The sequence below is a fragment of the Pyruvatibacter sp. genome, from assembly GCF_040219635.1.
Lineage (GTDB): Bacteria > Pseudomonadota > Alphaproteobacteria > CGMCC-115125 > CGMCC-115125 > Pyruvatibacter.
The window spans coordinates 373,740-392,983 of the sequence record NZ_JAVJSC010000003.1 but is presented as its reverse complement, the minus strand read 5'-3'; the positions used below and the strand labels follow the sequence as shown (position 1 = coordinate 392,983).

Genomic DNA, 19,244 nt, shown 5'->3' with positions numbered 1-19,244 from the left:
CAACAAAAGTCACAGTCAGGGAGGCGCGGGATTGATCTCGCGCTGTCAGCGCAATGTCGAACGAGCTTCATCACTTCATCAACGGCGCGAAAGTCGCGGGCACCAGCGGCAGGTTTTATGATGTGTTCAACCCCAACACCGGTGACGTTCAGGCGCTGACGCCGCTTGCCTCCGCTGACGAAACGCGCGCGGGCATTGCGGCGGCTGAAGCAGCCTTCCCCGGCTGGTCGCAGGTCAACCCGCAGCGTCGGGCGCGGGTGATGTTTGAGTTCAAGCGGCTGGTTGAAGCCAATATGAATGAGCTGGCGGAGTTGCTCTCTAATCAGCATGGCAAGGTCATCGCCGACAGCAAGGGAGACATTCAACGCGGCATTGAGGTGATCGAGTTTGCGTGCGGCATTCCGCATCTGCAAAAGGGCGAGTTCACTGAAGGCGCGGGGCCGGGCATCGACATGTATTCCATGCGCCAACCGCTTGGGGTGTGTGCGGGCATCACGCCGTTTAATTTCCCGGCGATGATCCCGATGTGGATGTTTGGTGTGGCAATTGCCTGCGGCAACACGTTTGTGTGCAAGCCTTCCGAAAAAGACCCCGGCGTGCCGCTGCGGCTGGCTGAACTGATGATGGAGGCCGGTGCGCCTGCGGGCGTGCTCAATGTTGTGAACGGCGGCAAGGATGCGGTGGATACGCTGCTGACGGACCCGCGGGTTGAAGCCATCAGCTTTGTGGGCGCGTCGGCGACGGCTGAATATATTTATGCAACGGGTGCCGCCCACGGCAAGCGCGTGCAGGCGATGGGCGGCGCCAAGAATCACGCGATCATTCTGCCGGATGCTGATCTTGACGGCGTGGTGAATGATTTGATTGGCGCAGGCTACGGCTCTGCCGGTGAGCGCTGCATGGCCATTTCGGTCGCAGTGCCTGTGGGCGACGACACAGCGGAGCGGCTGATTGAAAAGCTGGTGCCGCGCGTTGAGGCACTCAAGGTGGGCACATCCACTGATCCGGATGCGGACTATGGCCCGGTGGTAACAGCCGAACATCGCGAGAAGATCAAGAGCTATATCGACATGGGTGTAGCGGAAGGCGCGGAGCTTCTGGTTGATGGCCGCGAGTTTTCGCTGCAGGGCTATGAAGGTGGTTTCTTCATGGGCGGATCGCTGTTCGACAAGGTGACGCCGGACATGACTTCGTATCAGGAAGAGATCTTTGGTCCGGTGTTGCAGATTGCCCGCGCAAAGACACCTGAAGAAGCGATTGCCCTGCCGTCAAAGCATCAATACGGCAACGGTGTTGCGATCTTTACTGAGGACGGCAACGCGGCGCGCAACTTTGCCTCAAAGGTGAATGTCGGCATGGTCGGCATCAATGTGCCGATCCCGGTGCCGCTGGCGTATCATTCATTCGGCGGCTGGAAGCGATCCGCGTTCGGTGACACCAACCAGCACGGCACCGAGGGTGTGAAGTTCTGGACCAAGGTCAAGACTGTGACGGCGCGCTGGTCGCGCGGCAATGAAGGCGCGAGCTTCGTCATTCCGACCATGAAATAGGCGGCACCGGATGGAGCTTAAATCCACGCGCTACGATGTGACCGACGGCATTGCGACCATCACGTTGCACCGGCCTGAACGGATGAATGCGTGGACCGGGCGGATGCATACGGAATACCGCCACTCGCTTGAGCATGCGGAGGCTGATACGGCGGTGCGGGTGATTGTGGTCACGGGCGCGGGGCGGGCGTTTTGTGCCGGCGCTGACATGCAGGCGCTTGAGGGCCATGCGGCCAAGGGCGGATACGACTCAGGCACGCGCGACGATATTCCCAGGCCCGGCTTTGGCGTGCGGCCTGAGTTTGACCAGAACTTTGCCTATCACTTTGGCCTCACCAAGCCGGTGATCGCGGCCATCAACGGCGCTGCTGCCGGTGTTGGTCTCGTGCTGGCGTGCTTTGCGGACATCCGGTTTGCGGTGCCCGGTGCCAAGCTGACGACGGCGCATGGTCGTTTCAACATGCCCGCCGAATACGGCTTGTCATGGCTGTTGCCGCGCATTGTCGGGCTGGCGCGGGCCAATGACCTGTTGATGTCGAGCCGGGTATTTTTGACCGACGAGGCGTATGCGATGGGGCTTGTTAACCGGCTTGTCGCGCCTGATGCGCTGATGGCTGAGGTCACGGCTTATGCCCGCACGCTGGCTGACGGCGTTGCGCCGCATTCGCTGGCGGCCACCAAGCGGCAGATCTATGTAGATCAGCATCGCGACGTCGGGGCTTCCGTTGCAGAAGCCGATCGTCTGCTGGATGAGATGGTGGCGGAGCCTGACTACCAGGAGTCGGTGCGGGCGTGGATGGAGAAGCGCAAGGCCAAGTGGACCTGGCCGGACAAGTAGGCCAGCGTTGCGCGTATTTTAGTTGGCACCCCACCCCAACCCCTCCCCATCAAGGGGAGGGCTGGGGTGGGGGGAGCGACTTGCCGCGACTGCGTAAAGCGGCTAATCGGCTGGCATGGCGAAATCCTCATCCACCATTGATGCCTACCGTGCGCTTGTGACGTCGGGTGCCATTGAGCATGACCCGGCGCAGGAAGCGGCGGCGGATCAGTTGCAGATGCTGCATGACGCGCTGGCGGGCTATCAGCCGGGCAGGAAGACAGGGCTGTTCGGGCTTGGTGGTGCCGCCAGGGCACCACGCGGGCTTTATATTCATGGCGGGGTGGGGCGCGGCAAATCCATGTTGATGGATTTGTTTTTTGCGCATGTGCCGGTGAAGCGAAAGCAGCGCATTCACTTTCACGACTTCATGCAGGATGTGCATACCAGCGTGCATACATGGCGGCAGCGGGAAAAACGCGGCTCAACAAAAGGCGGCAAAGCAAAAGGCGGCGACCCGATACCTTTTGTCGTTGATGCCATCATGAAGCGCACAACGTTGCTGTGCTTTGACGAGTTTCAGGTGACCGACATCACCGACGCAATGATTTTGGGGCGGCTGTTTACGGCGCTGTTTGAGCGCGGGCTGGTGGTGGTGGCTACCTCCAACCGGGAACCCTCGACGCTCTATGAGGGCGGCCTCAACCGGGCGCTGTTTTTGCCGTTCATTGATCTGCTGCGCGAGCGGATGGATGTGCTGGAGCTTGTGGCGGCTGCTGACTACCGGCTCAAGCACCTGGCCGGTGCGCCGGTATATTACATGCCGCTGGATGGTGCTGCTGCGGCTGCAATGGATGCGGCGTGGGCACGCCTGACAACGGGCGTTGAGGCTGCGCCGTCGCAGGTGGAGGTCAAGGGCCGCAAGGTGTCTGTGCCGCGCGCGGCTATGGGCGTGGCGCGGTTTCATTTTGATGATCTGTGCCGCAGGCCGCTGGGGGCCGCGGATTATCTGAAAATTGCACGCTCGTTTCATACATTGCTGATTGACGACATCCCGGCCATGGGGCCGAACCTGCGCAACGAGGCCAAACGCTTTGTGACGCTGATTGATGCGCTGTACGAGAACAAGACCAAGCTGGTTTGTTCGGCAGCCACCCCGCCGGATGACCTATATCCCAAAGGCGATGGCGCGTTTGAGTTTGAGCGCACGGCATCGCGGCTTATCGAGATGCAGGGCGAAGCGTATATGGCGGCCGGGCACGCGATCTAGGTAGCGGTGTCATGAGGTAGGGATAGTGCAAGTCGCCCTGGGGCCCGCGACCAAGTCGCGGAAAGGCAAAACAATGCGGCGTGAACTCTGACGACTTCTCACCGTGCATCCCCGCGGCTTGTTGACCCATTAGCCCTCCGGCTTGACCGGAGGGGCGGGGCCCAGGGCCGTGGCCACAAAAAAAGGCCGCGATCGCTCGCGGCCCTTTTGATAATCCGTGTCACAGGTCCTAGCCGGGAATGGGCGCCATCTGCGCGCGCTCAATAATTTCCTGAATGCGCGTTTTGCGTGATGGCAGGTCAGGCGTGATGACTGCGCCGTCGCTGCGGCGTGCTTCAAGCGGTTGCGGCATCACGGTGGGTGCGGCGGCTGCCAGGATGACGCGCGGCGCGGGTACGGGCGCGGGCTTTACATCAGCGCCTTCAAGGAACGGGCGTGCGTCACGGCCGCGCTGTTCGGCGAGCAGGTCATCCATGGAGTGGCTGGGGCCGTAGGTGGCAGACATCATGCCGAAAGAGACACGGCGCATGTCGCCGCGGTCGCTGTTGGTGATGTCGCGCTCAACGGCGGCGATGGCATTGGTTGTGATGTTGTAGTCCGGCACGATTGGCGCAAAGCCAAGCTGCACGGCGGTGGGGTCGAGGCCCGCCACCTGGTATTCGCCGGAGCGGTCAAAGGTGGGTTCGTCTTCGTTGCGGTTCAGCGCAACAATGATGCCCTGAAAACTGTCGTCGGCTTCCGGCGACCCGTAGGGCACGCAGATCGGGCGACCGCGCAGAATGGCTTCAAGGAAACGGCAGTCTTCGCCCACAATGGCTGAGACCACATGCTCGGTAAGGTCACGCCCCGACATGATGGAGGACGCAATGCCCGCCGCAGTTGAAAGCTGGCTGACCGTAATGGCACCGATGACAGGCGCCGCACAGCCTGCAAGGCCCATGGTGCCCGCCACAATGACCAGCGGACGCGCCAGCTTTTTCAGCGTGGAGCGTCGTGGTTTTGCGTTTTTACTGCGACCGTCGTTCATCAATTACGCCCCCAAAAAGTCTTTTGGCTGTGGAAAGTTCCGCGTTTCATGGCGGATTTCCTGCAAAAAGACTGCCAGGCCAATACCCTTGAGATACCTGACACACCCCGGTTCCCGGCCGGTTTTGCCGCTTTTTGCTGTGTCTGCCGGGTCTTGCCAGGCATGTCAGCGTCGCGGTGGTGTGGTCTTGCGCGGGTGGACCTGTCCCCAATACACGCCGTTTTCTGCGGTTTACGGGGGGTTGGGCTGCTTTCAATCGCCACAAAGTGGCGGTCTCAAGCGGGCTGCCCGTCTGGTGCCCCGGTTGGTGGCCCGGCCCTCGTGCTGCTCCCCGCAGCGAAGGTCCAACCCGCCTATAATCGGCAGAAACGACTAACAAACTGTGACTCCGGGCGGGTGTGCGTGTCAAACGGGAACGGTCGTATGATTAACGCACAAAGCTACATTTGAGTGGTGTGTGCCTAATCGGGCGCATGTCCCGATCCTGTCGGCCGATCCTCGATTTGAGACATGTAACTACCGGCTTGCTTGCGTGCGCACCGGCCATGGGATAGGTGAGGCGCAGCGTTTTTCAGGCGCGTTTGATGCCTCACGTTTCCGGTCGCACTTTCTTTGGGGTTGACGCTCAATGTCCGGCGGTTTTTTCACCTGGTTCATGGGTCGCCCGCCGCGGCAGCGCACAGCGTCAAAGGCTGAGGAAAATACCGGCAACACCGGGCATCGCAACGCACCGACCCCCAAGACACACCAACAGCGGAGTACTCCCATGTCACGCAAGAAGATTGCCCTCATCGGTGGCGGCCAGATCGGCGGCACGCTCGCCCTGCTCGCAGGCCTCAAGGAACTTGGCGACATCGTCATTTTCGACATCGTGGACGGCGTGCCTCAGGGCAAGGCGCTGGACATTGCCGAAGCATCCCCGGTCGAAGGGTTTGACGCCGCCATGTCCGGCTCAAGTGACTACAAGGACATTGCAGGCGCTGACGTTGTGATCGTCACGGCCGGTGTGCCGCGCAAGCCGGGCATGAGCCGTGATGACCTGGTGGAAACCAACCTCAAGGTGATGAAGGCCGTGGGCGAAGGCATCAAGGCCAACTGCCCGGATGCGTTCGTGATCTGCATTACCAACCCGCTGGACGCCATGGTGTGGGCGCTGCAGAAGTTCTCTGGCCTGCCCGCCAACAAGGTGGTGGGCATGGCGGGCGTGCTTGATTCAGCGCGGTTCCGGTATTTCCTGGCCGAAGAGTTCAACGTGTCGGTTGAAGACATCACGGCGTTTGTTCTGGGTGGCCACGGCGACACCATGGTGCCGTCGGTTCGCTATTCCACGGTGGGCGGCATTCCGCTGCCGGACCTGGTGAAGATGGGCTGGACCACGCAGGAAAAGCTCGACCAGATTGTTCAGCGCACGCGCGATGGCGGTGCTGAGATCGTCGGTCTGCTGAAAACCGGTTCAGCATTTTATGCGCCTGCATCCTCTGCCATTGCCATGGCTGAGAGCTACCTCAAGGACAAGAAGCGCCTGCTGCCGTGCGCGGCGCAGCTAACCGGCCAGTACGGCGTCAATGATCGCTATGTGGGTGTGCCGACTATCATCGGTGCCGGTGGCATTGAGAAGGTTGTCGAGATTGAACTCGATGCGGCTGAAAAAGAGATGTTCAAGGTCTCTGTTGATGCCGTTGAGGGCCTCGTTGAGAGCTGCAAGAAGATCAACCCTGATCTTGCATAGGGTGCGCTGGCGGTAAGCTAGTTGCTTTAAGAAGAATGAAAGGCGCGGCTCTGCAGGGACCGCGCCTTTTTCGTGTGGCAACACATGACATGCCACGGGGCACGGCAGTGCTCTTGGGCATCGCCCGTGGCAATGCTATACGGGTAGGCGAATCCGTTAGTCCTCTCTCCACCTGGACGGGCGATGCGTGCCATCGCTCCTCCCCAGCCAGCCGGAACAACATGAACATCCACGAGTATCAGGCCAAAGGCGTGCTCGCAGGCTTCGGTGTGCCCGTCGCCAAGGGCAAGCCCGCCTTCACCGTCGATGAGGCCGTGAAGGTCGCTGAAGACATGGGCGGTCCCGTTTGGGTCGTCAAAGCACAGATTCATGCAGGTGGTCGCGGCAAGGGCGGCGGCGTCAAGGTGGTGAAGAGCATTGACGAGGTGCGCAGCGAAGCGCAGCGGATGCTGGGCATGACGCTGGTCACACACCAGACCGGCCCGGAGGGCAAGGTCGTCAACCGGCTGTATGTGGAAGAAGGCTCCGACATTGACCGGGAGCTTTATCTGTCGCTGCTGGTGGATCGTGAAACCAGCCGGGTGGCGTTTGTGGCGTCCACCGAGGGCGGCATGAACATCGAGGAAGTGGCGGCGGAAACGCCCGAAAAGATCCATACCATCGACATTGATCCCGCCTGCGGCTTCATGCCTTTTCACGGCCGGGCACTGGCGGCAGCCCTCAAGCTGGAGGGCGCGGAAGCCAAGGCGGGCGCGAAGCTGTGCAAGGGTTTGTATGATGCGTTCATCGGCACCGACGCCAGCCTGGTTGAGATCAACCCGCTGGTGGTCACCAAGTCCGGCGATGTTTTGTGCCTCGACGCCAAGATGAACTTCGACTCGAACGCGCTGTATCGCCACAAGGACATTGCCGAGTTGCACGATCCCGACGAGGAAGATGCAGCGGAGCTTGAGGCGGCCAAATACGACCTTTCCTATGTGAAGCTCGACGGCACCATTGGCTGCATGGTCAACGGCGCGGGCCTTGCCATGGCGACCATGGACATCATCAAGCTGTACGGCGAAGAGCCTGCCAACTTTCTGGATGTGGGCGGTGGCGCAACGAAAGAGAAGGTAACGGAAGCCTTCAAGATCATTCTGTCGGACCCTGCGGTTGAAGGCATTCTGGTCAATATCTTCGGCGGCATCATGCGCTGCGACATCATTGCCGAGGGCGTGATTGCGGCAGCAAAGGAAACGTCGCTGTCGGTGCCCCTCGTTGTGCGCCTGGAAGGCACCAATGTAGAGCTGGGCAAGCAGATCATGGCCGATTCAGGCCTTGCCATTATCCCTGCCGACAATCTGGCGGACGCCGCCGAGAAGATCGTCAAAGCTGTGAAGGAAGCAAAGTAAATGGCCGTCCTTATTGACAGCAACACCAAGGTAATCACCCAGGGCTTTACCGGTGCTCAGGGGACGTTTCACTCAGAAACCGCCATTGAGTACGGCACTAAACTTGTAGGCGGCGTGACGCCGGGCAAGGGCGGCACCACGCATCTCGACAGGCCTGTGTTTGATACGGTCGGCGAGGCTGTGGAGGCCACCGGCGCGGATGCGACAATGATTTACGTGCCGCCGCCGTTTGCGGCTGATGCCATTCTCGAGGCGATAGCGGCTGAAATACCGCTCGCCGTGTGCATCACCGAAGGCATTCCCGTGCTCGACATGGTGAAGGTCAAAAAGGCGCTGTGCGGCTCCAAGACACGTCTGGTCGGGCCAAACTGCCCCGGCGTGATTACGCCCAACCAGTGCAAGATCGGCATCATGCCCGGTCATATTCACAAGGCGGGTACTGTCGGCATCGTGTCGCGGTCGGGCACGCTCACCTATGAGGCTGTGGGTCAGACCACGGCTGCGGGGCTGGGGCAGTCCACGTGCATCGGCATTGGTGGTGACCCGGTCAACGGCACCAACTTCATTGACTGTCTGGAGCTGTTTCTGGGTGACGACAAGACCGAGAGCATCATCATGATTGGCGAGATTGGTGGCTCGGCGGAAGAAGACGCTGCAGAGTTCCTGAAGCAGTCCAAAACCAAGAAGCCGGTTGTGGGCTTCATTGCCGGTGTTACAGCGCCTCCGGGCCGTCGCATGGGGCACGCCGGTGCCATCATTTCAGGCGGGAAGGGCGATGCGGCCAGCAAGATTGACGCCATGAAGTCGGCCGGCATCACCGTGTCGCCGTCACCTGCGGCGCTGGGTTCCACGCTCGTGGATGTGCTCAAGGGCTGAATGTCGCCAAAATGTCGTTGCTGAATGCTCCGGATCCCGGTGTTTTGAATGGCGTGTTAACCAAACCCATGCAAAACTGACCGGGATTAGAGAGTTTTTACCCAAAAGCGCGCGGGCCAAATGACGTTTGCATGACCGTCGTCCGCGCTGGAGCGACACAAAATGGCAGATGGGTCTGGGCGTCAGCGGACGCCTGAAAACGCAGCCTTTGACGAAACATCATTCCTGTATGGCGGAAACGCCCAGTATCTTGAGCAGATGCATCATCGCTATGCGCAGAATCCCCAAGGGGTGGATGCGCGCTGGCGGGCCTATTTTGACGGGTTGAAGGATGATCCCGGTGCGGTAGCCAGCGAGGCGACCGGCCCTTCATGGGCGCGCACCGACTGGCCGCAGATTGCCAATGGCGAGCTTGTGTCGGCCCTCGACACCAACTGGCCAGCCGCTGAAGAGCACATCAAGGGCAAAATCCAGGCAAAGGCAACGCAGGCCGGTGGCGAGCTGTCGCCGGAGCAGATGCGTAGTGCCACGCTCGACAGTATCCGCGCCATCATGATGATCCGCGCCTACCGTATTCGCGGCCATCTGATTGCCAATCTTGATCCGCTGCGCATCGAGCCGCCCCGACAACACCCCGAACTTGATCCGCGCTCCTACGGCTTTACCGATGCCGACATGGACCGCCCGATTTTCATCGACAATGTGCTGGGGCTGGAGACCGCCACCATCAACGAGATGATGGAAATCCTGTGGCGCACCTATTGCGACACCATCGGCGTGGAGTTCATGCACATTGCCGACCCTGAACAAAAGGGCTGGATACAGGAGCGCATCGAGGGACGCGGCAAGGAAGTGTCGTTCACCGACATGGGCAAGAAGGCGATCCTGCAAAAACTCATCGAGAGTGAAGGCTTCGAGAAGTTCCTGCACGTCAAATATACCGGCACCAAGCGCTTTGGTCTTGATGGCGGCGAGAGCCTGATCCCTGCGATGGAGCAGATCATCAAGCGCGGCGGCAATATGGGGCTTGAGGAGATCATTCTGGGGATGCCGCACCGTGGCCGCCTCAACGTGCTGGCCACCGTCATGGGCAAGCCGTATCAGGCGATTTTCCATGAGTTCAAGGGTGGCTCGGTCAATCCGGAAGACATCGCGGGGTCCGGCGACGTCAAATATCATCTGGGTACGTCATCAGACCGCGAGTTTGACGGCAACAAAGTGCATCTGTCGCTGACCGCCAACCCGTCGCATCTTGAGGCGGTGAACCCGGTGGTGCTGGGCAAGGCGCGCGCCAAGCAGGACATGCAGCATAACCGCGACCGCACCAAAGTGATGCCGGTGCTGCTTCATGGCGATGCAGCGTTTGCCGGCCAGGGCATTGTGGCTGAGTGTTTCGGCCTGTCGCAGCTCAAGGGCGCGCGCAATGGCGGCACCATCCATTTCATCGTCAACAACCAGATCGGCTTTACGACGTCCCCACGCTTCTCGCGGTCGTCGCCGTATCCGTCTGACGTTGCGAAGATGGTTCAGGCACCGATTTTCCATGTGAACGGGGACGACCCTGAGGCGGTTGTGCACGTGGCGAAGATTGCCACCGAGTTCCGCCAGACATTTGGCGCGGATGTTGTCATCGACATGTTCTGCTACCGGCGCTTTGGACACAACGAGGGTGACGAGCCGATGTTCACCCAGCCGCTGATGTACAAGACCATCAAACAGCAGCGCACAACGCTGGAGATTTATGGCGATCGCCTGGCCGCCGAAGGGCTGGTTGAGCCGGGCGAGATTGACGGCATGAAAGAGCAGTTCAACGCCATGCTCTCGGACGCCTTTGAGACCGCCGACAATTTCCGGTCCAACAAGGCAGACTGGCTGGACGGGCGCTGGAGCGGATTGTCGGTTGCCGAGGGTGAAGCCCGGCGCGGCGACACCGCCGTTGAAATCGAAAAGCTCAAAGAAATAGGCAAGACGCTGGCGACCATTCCCGACGGCATTAATGCGCACCGCACGGTGGAGCGTATTTTCAAGGCGCGCGGCGAAGCCATTGAGGCGGGCGAAGGTCTTGACTGGGCCACCGCCGAGGCACTTGCGTTCGGCTCCCTGCTGGACGAAGGCTTTCCCGTGCGGCTGGTGGGGCAGGACAGTGTGCGCGGCACGTTCTCCCAGCGCCATTCAGCCATCATCGATCAGGAAACCGAAGAGCGGTACATGCCGCTCAACAACCTGAAACAAGGCCAGCCGGACTACGACGTGGTGGACTCCATGTTGTCGGAAGCCGCCGTGCTTGGTTACGAGTACGGGTACTCATTGGCGGAGCCCAATGCGCTGGTGTTGTGGGAAGCGCAGTTTGGCGACTTTGTGAACGGTGCGCAGGTCATCATTGACCAGTTCATTTCATCTGGCGAGCGCAAGTGGTTGCGCATGTCGGGCCTGGTGATGCTGTTGCCGCATGGCTATGAAGGTCAGGGTCCGGAGCATTCGTCGGCCCGCCTTGAGCGCTTTTTGCAGTTGTGCGCCGAAGACAATCTGCAGGTTGCCAACTGCACAACGCCGGCAAACTATTTTCATATTCTGCGGCGCCAGTTGCACCGCAAGTTCCGCAAACCGCTTATCCTGATGACGCCCAAGTCGTTGCTGCGTCACAAGAAGGCCGTGTCCACACTCAAGGAGATGGGGCCTGGTTCTTCGTTCCACCGGGTGTTGTGGGATGATGCGGAATATATGCCCGGTTCAACGGTCAAGTTGCAGGAGCCCGGCAAGATACGGCGCGTCGTCATGTGTTCGGGCAAGGTCTATTATGACCTGCTGGAAGAGCGTGAGAAGCGCGGTATTGATGACATCTACCTGATGCGCATCGAGCAGCTTTATCCGTTCCCCGCCAAGTCGATGATCAAGGAGCTTGAGCGCTTTGCCAATGCCGACATGGTATGGTGTCAGGAAGAGCCCAAGAACATGGGCGCGTGGACGTTCATGGAGCCCAACATCGAGTGGGTGTTGAAGCATATTGATGCCAAGCACAGGCGCGCCCGCTATGCTGGGCGCTCGTCCACGGCATCCACTGCCACCGGCCTGATGAGCAAGCACAAACAGGAACTCAATATGTTCCTGGACGAAGCGCTCACCATTTAATCCAGCAAAACGCGGCGTATCTATGCTGCACCAAAGAGGCCCAAAAATATGAGCACGGAAATCAGAGTTCCAACGCTTGGCGAGTCGGTGACGGAAGCAACTGTCGCCCAGTGGTTCAAGAAACCCGGCGACGCTGTGGCTGCCGATGAGCCGCTGGTGGAGCTTGAAACCGACAAGGTGACGGTTGAAGTGCCATCGCCCGCTGCAGGCGTTCTGGCAGAAATCAACGTTCAGGAAGGTGATACCGTTGAGGTGGATGCACTTCTGGGCGCTATTGGTGAAGGGTCAGGCGACGTAAAAGTCACTGAGAAAAAACCCGCCAAAAAGGAAGCGGCGGCTCCCGCACCTGCAAAGGCTGAAGCCGCGCCCGCCAAGGCTGCTCCGGCACCCGCTGCTGATGCGCCGCCACTGTCGCCTGCTGTGCGCAAAATGGTTGACGAAAACAACATTGACCCGGCCTCTATCGAAGGCACCGGCAAAGACGGTCGCCTGGTAAAGGCCGATATCCAGGCGGCGCTGGAAGCCAAGACGGAAGCCCCGGCAGCGCCTGCACCCTCGCAGGCCCCGCGCGCACCTTCATCGGCTGATGACGCGCCGCGCGAGGAGCGGGTGAAGATGACGCGGCTGCGCAAGACCATCGCGCGCCGCCTCAAGGAAGCGCAAAACACTGCCGCCATGCTGACCACCTTCAACGAGGTGGACATGGGGCCGGTGATGGAGCTGCGCAAACAATACAAGGATCTGTTTGAAAAGAAGCATGGCGTGCGCCTTGGCTTCATGGGCTTTTTCGTCAAGGCGTGCAGCCACGCGCTCAAGGAACTGCCGCAGGTCAACGCCGAGATCGATGGCGAAGAAATTGTGTACAAGAATTATGTGCATATGGGCGTTGCGGTGGGTACGCCTAATGGGCTTGTGGTGCCCGTCGTGCGCAATGCGGACGCGATGTCGATGGCTGAAATTGAAGGCACCATCAATGACTTTGGTACCCGCGCCCGCGACGGCAAGCTCACCATGGATGAGATGCAGGGCGGCACCTTCACCATCTCCAATGGTGGTGTGTACGGATCATTGATGTCCACACCCATTCTCAACGCACCGCAGTCCGGCATTTTGGGTATGCACAAGATCCAGGAGCGGCCGATGGTTGTGAATGGTGAAATCAAAGTGCGGCCGATGATGTATCTGGCGCTGTCATACGATCACCGCATTGTTGACGGCCGCGAGGCCGTGACGTTTCTGGTGCGCGTCAAGGAGAGCCTGGAAGACCCGCAGCGGCTGTTGCTCGACCTGTGATCCGCCTGCTCACCAGCATTGCCTTCGCAACGTGCCTTGCGGCCCCCGCTCATGCCTTGATGGTGTCTGCGGAAACAGCGCTTGTGTGTCCGGAGATTGCGGATTTTGCAATGGTGGCGGCGGGTAAGGACGTTGCTGAATGCGCGCGTGTCGAAAAACACATGGACCTGTATGGTCCGGTGGGTCGTGCGGATGCGGCACCGGGTGGACCGTTTGTCCGGGTGCGTCATAATAAGCGGCTGTACTGGGCTGAGGCGTCGGCGTTTTACATGCCCAATGCGGGCGGCGTGCCGCTTGATGAAACACTGGCAGGGGCGCGTGCGCCGCTGCCACCTGCTGAATAGTTTATTGCTTATCCAAGCGCGGGAGAAAAATCGTGGCTGACCAGTTTGACCTTGTGGTGATCGGCGCAGGACCGGGTGGTTATGTGTGTGCCATTCGCGCGGCACAGCTTGGTCTGAAGGTGGCCTGCGTTGAGAAACGGGATGCGCTGGGCGGCACCTGTCTTAATGTCGGGTGCATTCCCTCCAAGGCCCTGCTCCATGCATCTGAGCTTTACGCAGAAGCCAATGGTCATTTGGCCGACATGGGAATCAACACCAAGGGCGTGTCGCTGGACCTTGAAAAGATGATGTCGTTCAAGGACGACGGTGTGGATGGCAACACCAAGGGTGTGGCGTTCCTGTTCAAGAAAAACAAGATCGAGCCGGTGTATGGCGCTGGCAAAATCCTTTCTGCGGGAAAGGTGGAGGTGGCGCTCAATGAGGGCGGCACCCGCGTGCTTGAAGCAAAGAACATTGTTATTGCCACAGGGTCAGACGTGATGCCGCTGCCCGGCGTCGAGATTGACGAAGACAAGATCGTGTCGTCCACCGGTGCGCTTGATCTCAAGGAGGTGCCCAAGCACTTACTGGTTGTTGGGGGCGGTGTGATCGGTCTGGAGCTGGGTTCCGTCTGGTCGCGGCTGGGCGCCAAAGTGACAGTTGTCGAGTTTCTCGACCGTATCATTCCGGGCACGGATGACGAGGTGGCGAAAAACTTTCAGCGCATTCTCAAAAAGCAGGGCTTTGAGTTCAAGCTGGGCATGAAAGTGACCGGCATCGACAAGACGAACAAGGGTCTCAAGGTGTCCGTTGAGCCTGCCAAGGGCGGCGACACGCAGGTTATTGAAGCTGATATTGCTCTTGTTGCCATCGGGCGGCGTCCGTACACGGAAGGGCTGGGCCTTGAAGGCGCAGGCGTTGCACTGGATGAACGTGGCCGTGTGGCCATCGACGACCACTTCAAAACCAATGTGGACGGTATCTATGCCATTGGCGACGCTATCGCCGGGCCGATGCTGGCGCACAAGGCAGAAGACGAGGGTGTTGCCGTGGCCGAGATTCTGGCCGGTCAGTCAGGCCATGTGAATTACGATACTATTCCCGGCGTCATCTATACGGCTCCCGAAGTGGCCACCATCGGCAAAACGGAGGAAGAGCTGAAAAACGCGGGCGTTGACTATCGTGTTGGCAAGTTCCCGTTCAGCGCCAACGGGCGGGCCAAGGTGAACATGCAGACGGATGGCTTCGTGAAAATCCTCGCCGACGCCAAAACCGACCGCGTGCTTGGTGTGCATATTCTGGGAACGGATGCGGGCAACATGATTGCCGAAGCGGGCATTGCCATGGAGTTTGGTGCAAGTGCCGAAGACATTGCCCGTACCTGTCACGCGCACCCGACGCTGACGGAAGCTGTCAAGGAAGCAGCACTGGCGGTGGATGGCCGTGCCCTGCATATGTAGCGGCTACTTCACTGGTAGCGGTTACTTCCGGGCGCTGTTTTCTTTTTTGCTCTGGGCCTGGTCATAGACTTCCATCAACCGTGTCGCATCGACCGATGCATAGGTTTGCGTGGTCGAGAGGCTGGCATGGCCCAGCAACTCCTGGATGGTGCGCAGGTCACCACCAGCGCCCAGCAGGTGGGTTGCGAAGGAGTGACGCAAGGCATGGGGTGTTGCGCTTTCCGGCAGGCCAAGGCTACTGCGCAGCCGTGCCATTAGTGCTTGCGCGGTGCGGGCATTGAGGCGTCCGCCGCGGGCTCCGCGAAACAACGGCGTGCCGCTCTCCAGCGGATGTGGACAGGCTGTCTTGTATTTTTCCATCGCATCGTGCGCTGCCCCGATCACCGGGAGCACCCGCGTTTTGCCGCCTTTGCCGATCACGCGCAACGGCGCGCCGCGCTTGGGCCAGTCTTGCGCATCCAGTGACAGCGCCTCGTTGATCCGCAGCCCTGCACCATAGAGCAGTGTCACCAGTGCCAGGTCGCGGGCATCAGTCCAGCTCCTGTCGGCCTCGATCCCGGCCAGCATTTTGTCTGCGGCATCGATGCTCAGCGCGCGGGGCAAGGACGCTGGTTGCTTTGGCGTGCGGACCAGTACGATGTGAGCGTTGCTTGCCAGCCCCTGCCGGGCCAAATGGCGAAAAAATGAGCGCACTGACGACAGACCCCGCGACAGCGTGCGGGCACCTACACTGTCGTGGCGGCGCCGGTGCGCCAGCCATGCGCGAAAATCTGCAACGCGCAATGCATCAAAGGTCTTGAATGTGGGTTCTGTTTGGGTGTGGCGCGTGATGAACGCCAGAAAGTTCAGCACATCCCGCTGGTAGCCCGTTACCGTGTGGGCGCTCATGCGGCGCTCGCTTGCCAGTGTGTGTAACCACCTGTCCAGCGCTGCGCGGGTTTGCGCGGGCAGGGCCGCAAGCTGGTGCGCCGTTGTTGGTGCTGGAGCCTGTTTGCTCATGCCTGTTTGGTTCTGGCCTGTTTGGTTCTGGCCTGCCTGCTTTTGGCCTGCTTGTTTTTGGGTGTGCTTATGCAGGCGGCAGGTCAAGCCACAGGCGCACGGTGCGTTCAATCACACGGGCCAGGAAACTCAAGTGATCCACGGCCTGTTCCGGGTAAAACTGGTTGGCGCGGGTTGAGCCCAGCGCCAGAATGCCCGGAGGTGCTGCGCGGGAGAATGTCAGCCTGATGAGGGCTTCTGATTGCACCTGAACGGCGTGTGGGCCGAACAGTTCCTGTGCGCCTTCCACATCTTCACGCAGGGCATAGTCTCGGGTGGTGCCGTCTGCTTTGGTGCCCAGCAGTGCTTCGACGAAACCGGACTGCAACACCATGACGGCGGGGCCGCCGGGCTCTGCCACAGGTGAGCGCATACCGGCCATGCTGGCGGTGGAGGTGCTGGCTTCAACGCCCAGCGCCACCAGATCAACCTCAATGTCGCTGGCAAGCTCAGTTGTGATGTAGTGGATCAGGTGTTCGAAGTTGCGGGCGTCCAGAACCTTGAGGACGGCTGCAAAAATGCGGTCGCGGGCGATGGCGTTTTCTTCAGCCGCCGTCACCATTGCCTGCTGCAGTTCGCGCAGGTCTTCGATTTCCTGGCGCAGGCGATCAATGGTGAAGACCTGAAAATCGACGACACCGCCGGTGCCGCCATCGCCGGTGTGGCGGTAGCCTGAAGGCGTGATCTTTGCCAGCAGGTCTGGTTCATCAACCAGAATATCCGGATTGGCCCCCAAAAACGCCTTTACGCTTGCAGCATCCACCTGTTCAGGTGCGGCGGGTTTGGTCAAAGCGGAGCGCATGGCGTCCACATTTGCGGGTGGTTTTGCCGGGGTGCTGCCCTTCGCGGGCGTGCCGGATGTCGTGCCGGATGTCTCGGTGGGAGCGCTCATGGGCGGGGTGCTCTTTATTTGGGGGACCCAAAACGAATCTTTTATGTGCAGCTAGACTGTACGTGAACCGATTCGACACTGCCAACTCTGCAAGAACCCAAGTAAGGCGCATAAAGCCCGATGCCTCCCGCCCCCACAGCCGATACGCCGAAGGCCCGCGTGCTGCTGCCTTTGGCATTGCCCGGTGCCTATGACTATGCGGTGCCTGATGATCTGGCCGTTCAGCCGGGCGATTTTGTGCGGGTGCCACTTGGGCCGCGCGAAATTACAGGCGTCGTGTGGGATGCGGCATCTGATGAGAAGCCGGATGCAAAGCCCGTCAAGCCGGAAAAGCTCAAATACATTTCCGCGCGGCTGGATGCGCCGCCGATGCCCGACGTGTTGCGGCGGTTTGTGGACTGGGTGGCCGCCTACACGGTGTCGCCGCCCGGTGCTGTTTTGCGGCTGGCCATGCGGGTGCCGCAAGCGCTCGAGCCGGTGCCGACGCGGACGGGCTACCGGTCGAGCGGGATAACGCCCGAGCGAATGACACCGCAGCGCCAGCGGGTGCTGGACATGCTGCAGGATACCGGGCCGATGCTGGCGCGCACCGGGCGGGAAATTGCTGATCTGGCAGATGTTGGAACCGGCGTTGTCCGCGGGCTGGCAGATGCGGGGGCGCTTGAGGTGGTTGAGATGCCGGGTGAAGCGCCTTTCGCCATCCCTGACGGCGACCATACAGGGCCGACCCTCAGCGACGCCCAGCGCGATGTTGCTGCGGCGTTGCGGGCGCGCGTCGGAGCCGGTTTTTCTGCCACGCTGCTGGACGGGGTAACGGGCGCGGGCAAGACCGAAGTTTATTTCGAGGCCGTGGCGCAAGCAGCACGTAAGGGCAAGCAGGCGCTGGTCATGCTGCCTGAAATTGCGCTGACGCCACAGTTGCTCAAGCGGTTTGAACAGCGGTTTGGGGTACCGCCCGCGCCGTGGCACTCAGACCTTGGCCCCAAAGAGCGGCGGCGCGTGTGGCGCGGTGTTGCAGAGGGCCGCGCACGGGTGATTGTCGGCGCACGGTCGGCTCTGTTCCTTCCGTACACGGACCTTGGGCTGATTGTCGTTGATGAAGAGCATGAAGCCGCCTTCAAGCAGGAAGAGGGCGTGATCTATAACGCCCGCGACATGGCGGTTGCGCGGGCGTCTCTTGGCAGCATCCCGGTTGTGCTGGCCAGCGCCACACCGTCGCTGGAGACGGTGGCCAATGTAGAGCGCGGGCGGTATCAGCGTCTTGTGCTGCCTGAGCGCCATGGCGCGGCGCGGTTGCCGCAGGTGCGGGCGATTGATCTGCGGGCCAGTCCGCCTGAGCGTGGACGCTGGTTGTCGCCTGAGCTTGTGACCGCCATTGCCGATACGCTGGCCAATGGCGAGCAGGCGATGTTGTTTTTGAACCGGCGGGGCTATGCGCCGTTGACCCTGTGCCGCACCTGCGGGCACCGGTTTGAGTGTCCCAATTGTGATGCATGGCTGGTGGAGCACCGGTTCAGGCGTGAACTGCAATGTCACCATTGCGGCACCCGCGCGCCGGTGCCGTTTGTGTGTCCGGAGTGCAAGGCCGAAGACAGCCTGGCGGCGTGTGGTCCCGGTGTTGAGCGCATTGCTGAGGAAGCCGCTGAGCGGTTTCCCGATGCACGTCTGGCGGTGTTGTCGAGTGACCACCTGCACGGGCCTGCGGCCACGCAGGCGGCTGTTGGCCAAATCACCCGGCAGGATGTGGACCTTGTGGTGGGCACGCAGGTGGTGGCCAAGGGGCACAACTTTCCCGGGTTGACGCTTGTCGGCGTTGTCGATGCCGATCTGGGGCTGACCGGCGGAGATCTGCGGGCGGCTGAACGCACCTATCAGTTGCTGCATCAGGTTGGCGGGCGGGCCGGGCGGGGCGAAAAGCCCGGTCGGGTGCTGCTGCAAACCTACATGCCGCAGCACAAAGTGATGCAGGCGCTGGTGGCCGGCGACAGGGACCAGTTTCTGGAGCGCGAATCGCAGGAGCGCGACGAAGCAGGTATGCCGCCTTACGGGCGGCTGGTGTCGCTCATCCTGTCGGCCCCCGACCCGCAGATGGTGACAGAGGCCGGGCGGGCATTGGCGCGTGCGGTGCCGCCGGCAGACGGGGTGCGGGTTCTGGGGCCTGCGCCGGCGCCGATTGCCTTGTTGCGCGGTCGGCATCGCGTTCGGTTTCTGGTCAAGGCGGGACGTGATTTTCAGGTGCAAAAATATGTGCGCGCATGGCTTGCGGGCGTGAAGCTGCCCAATGCGGTGCGGCTGGCGGTGGATGTGGATCCGCAGTCTTTTCTTTAGAAGGGGCTTTTCTTAAGAAGGGGCTTTTGGTTCCTGAAATGGCGTCACCGCTGCTACCTTCGGCATAAGTGCGGCAGTGCGCCGCTATGGTTATGTTGCACAGCGGAAAACGGTGTGTTAC

At 60.7% G+C, this 19,244-nt stretch carries 14 protein-coding genes; 11 read left to right on the top strand and 3 right to left on the bottom strand.

Features of this window, described 5'->3' with window-relative positions; all coding sequences use genetic code 11:
* Positions 1-53: 53 nt before the first annotated feature.
* The 3 genes from RIB87_RS05195 to zapE all read left to right on the top strand — a co-directional run bounded on the left by RIB87_RS05195 (position 54) and on the right by zapE (position 3,637).
* Positions 54-1,550, top strand: a complete 1,497-nt coding sequence (locus RIB87_RS05195) for a CoA-acylating methylmalonate-semialdehyde dehydrogenase (protein ID WP_350144236.1) — start codon at positions 54-56, stop codon at positions 1,548-1,550.
* A 10-nt stretch (positions 1,551-1,560) separates the two neighbouring features.
* A complete protein-coding gene (locus RIB87_RS05190) occupies positions 1,561-2,388 on the top strand; it encodes an enoyl-CoA hydratase-related protein (RefSeq protein ID WP_350144234.1) in 828 nt (275 codons plus the stop codon).
* Positions 2,389-2,503: 115 nt separating this feature from the next.
* The gene (gene zapE, locus RIB87_RS05185) at positions 2,504-3,637 is read left to right on the top strand and encodes a cell division protein ZapE (protein WP_350144231.1); all 1,134 of its coding nucleotides are present in this window, start codon (positions 2,504-2,506) and stop codon (positions 3,635-3,637) included.
* A 229-nt stretch (positions 3,638-3,866) separates the two neighbouring features.
* On the opposite strand, the gene RIB87_RS05180 is transcribed toward zapE, so the two are convergent.
* Complete coding sequence (locus tag RIB87_RS05180; RefSeq protein WP_350144229.1) at positions 3,867-4,664, bottom strand: hypothetical protein; 798 nt, start codon at positions 4,662-4,664, stop codon at positions 3,867-3,869.
* A 766-nt stretch (positions 4,665-5,430) separates the two neighbouring features.
* Here RIB87_RS05180 and mdh point away from each other — a divergent pair.
* From mdh to lpdA, 7 genes are all read left to right on the top strand, one after another.
* Positions 5,431-6,393, top strand: coding sequence for a malate dehydrogenase (mdh, locus tag RIB87_RS05175; protein WP_350144227.1), 963 nt, complete (start codon positions 5,431-5,433; stop codon positions 6,391-6,393).
* A 221-nt stretch (positions 6,394-6,614) separates the two neighbouring features.
* Positions 6,615-7,784 (top strand): ADP-forming succinate--CoA ligase subunit beta, encoded by a 1,170-nt coding sequence (gene sucC / locus RIB87_RS05170; protein WP_350144225.1) that lies wholly within the window; start codon positions 6,615-6,617, stop codon positions 7,782-7,784.
* Positions 7,785-8,660: a succinate--CoA ligase subunit alpha gene (gene sucD, locus RIB87_RS05165; protein WP_350144223.1), complete on the top strand. Its 876-nt coding sequence runs from the start codon at positions 7,785-7,787 to the stop codon at positions 8,658-8,660. It abuts the gene before it with no gap.
* A 162-nt stretch (positions 8,661-8,822) separates the two neighbouring features.
* Complete coding sequence (locus RIB87_RS05160; RefSeq protein WP_350144221.1) at positions 8,823-11,789, top strand: 2-oxoglutarate dehydrogenase E1 component; 2,967 nt, start codon at positions 8,823-8,825, stop codon at positions 11,787-11,789.
* Positions 11,790-11,837: 48 nt separating this feature from the next.
* Positions 11,838-13,082 carry a 2-oxoglutarate dehydrogenase complex dihydrolipoyllysine-residue succinyltransferase gene (gene odhB / locus RIB87_RS05155; protein WP_350144219.1) on the top strand — a complete coding sequence of 415 codons (1,245 nt, stop codon included), beginning with the start codon at positions 11,838-11,840 and terminating at the stop codon, positions 13,080-13,082.
* Positions 13,079-13,426, top strand: coding sequence for a hypothetical protein (locus RIB87_RS05150; RefSeq protein ID WP_350144218.1), 348 nt, complete (start codon positions 13,079-13,081; stop codon positions 13,424-13,426). Before odhB ends, RIB87_RS05150 begins: the two co-directional genes overlap by 4 nt.
* Before the next feature lie 32 nt (positions 13,427-13,458).
* A complete protein-coding gene (lpdA, locus tag RIB87_RS05145) occupies positions 13,459-14,865 on the top strand; it encodes a dihydrolipoyl dehydrogenase (RefSeq protein WP_350144216.1) in 1,407 nt (468 codons plus the stop codon).
* 21 nt (positions 14,866-14,886) lie between these two features.
* Here the strand turns inward: lpdA and RIB87_RS05140 are convergent, their stop codons facing one another.
* Together RIB87_RS05140 and RIB87_RS05135 are read right to left on the bottom strand one after the other, a co-directional pair.
* Entirely contained in the window at positions 14,887-15,864 is a 978-nt protein-coding gene (locus RIB87_RS05140; RefSeq protein WP_350144214.1) for a tyrosine recombinase XerC, read from the bottom strand.
* Between the two features lie 67 nt (positions 15,865-15,931).
* A complete protein-coding gene (locus tag RIB87_RS05135) occupies positions 15,932-16,795 on the bottom strand; it encodes a DUF484 family protein (protein WP_350144212.1) in 864 nt (287 codons plus the stop codon).
* A 120-nt stretch (positions 16,796-16,915) separates the two neighbouring features.
* On the opposite strand from RIB87_RS05135, the gene RIB87_RS05130 reads away from it, so the two are divergent.
* Positions 16,916-19,123 carry a primosomal protein N' gene (locus RIB87_RS05130; protein WP_350144210.1) on the top strand — a complete coding sequence of 736 codons (2,208 nt, stop codon included), beginning with the start codon at positions 16,916-16,918 and terminating at the stop codon, positions 19,121-19,123.
* Positions 19,124-19,244 lie beyond the last annotated feature (121 nt).

What these genes read in the sequence shown, in the direction of transcription:
- RIB87_RS05195 (WP_350144236.1), top strand. Translation starts at nt 54, where the DNA reads ATGTCGAACGAGCTTCATCACTTCATCAACGGCGCGAAAGTCGCGGGC.
- RIB87_RS05160 (WP_350144221.1), top strand. Translation starts at nt 8,823, where the DNA reads ATGGCAGATGGGTCTGGGCGTCAGCGGACGCCTGAAAACGCAGCCTTT.
- zapE (WP_350144231.1), top strand. Translation starts at nt 2,504, where the DNA reads ATGGCGAAATCCTCATCCACCATTGATGCCTACCGTGCGCTTGTGACG.
- RIB87_RS05135 (WP_350144212.1), bottom strand. Translation starts at nt 16,795, where the DNA reads ATGAGCGCTCCCACCGAGACATCCGGCACGACATCCGGCACGCCCGCG.
- sucD (WP_350144223.1), top strand. Translation starts at nt 7,785, where the DNA reads ATGGCCGTCCTTATTGACAGCAACACCAAGGTAATCACCCAGGGCTTT.
- sucC (WP_350144225.1), top strand. Translation starts at nt 6,615, where the DNA reads ATGAACATCCACGAGTATCAGGCCAAAGGCGTGCTCGCAGGCTTCGGT.
- RIB87_RS05180 (WP_350144229.1), bottom strand. Translation starts at nt 4,664, where the DNA reads ATGAACGACGGTCGCAGTAAAAACGCAAAACCACGACGCTCCACGCTG.
- odhB (WP_350144219.1), top strand. Translation starts at nt 11,838, where the DNA reads ATGAGCACGGAAATCAGAGTTCCAACGCTTGGCGAGTCGGTGACGGAA.
- RIB87_RS05140 (WP_350144214.1), bottom strand. Translation starts at nt 15,864, where the DNA reads ATGAGCAAACAGGCTCCAGCACCAACAACGGCGCACCAGCTTGCGGCC.
- mdh (WP_350144227.1), top strand. Translation starts at nt 5,431, where the DNA reads ATGTCACGCAAGAAGATTGCCCTCATCGGTGGCGGCCAGATCGGCGGC.
- RIB87_RS05190 (WP_350144234.1), top strand. Translation starts at nt 1,561, where the DNA reads ATGGAGCTTAAATCCACGCGCTACGATGTGACCGACGGCATTGCGACC.
- RIB87_RS05130 (WP_350144210.1), top strand. Translation starts at nt 16,916, where the DNA reads ATGCCTCCCGCCCCCACAGCCGATACGCCGAAGGCCCGCGTGCTGCTG.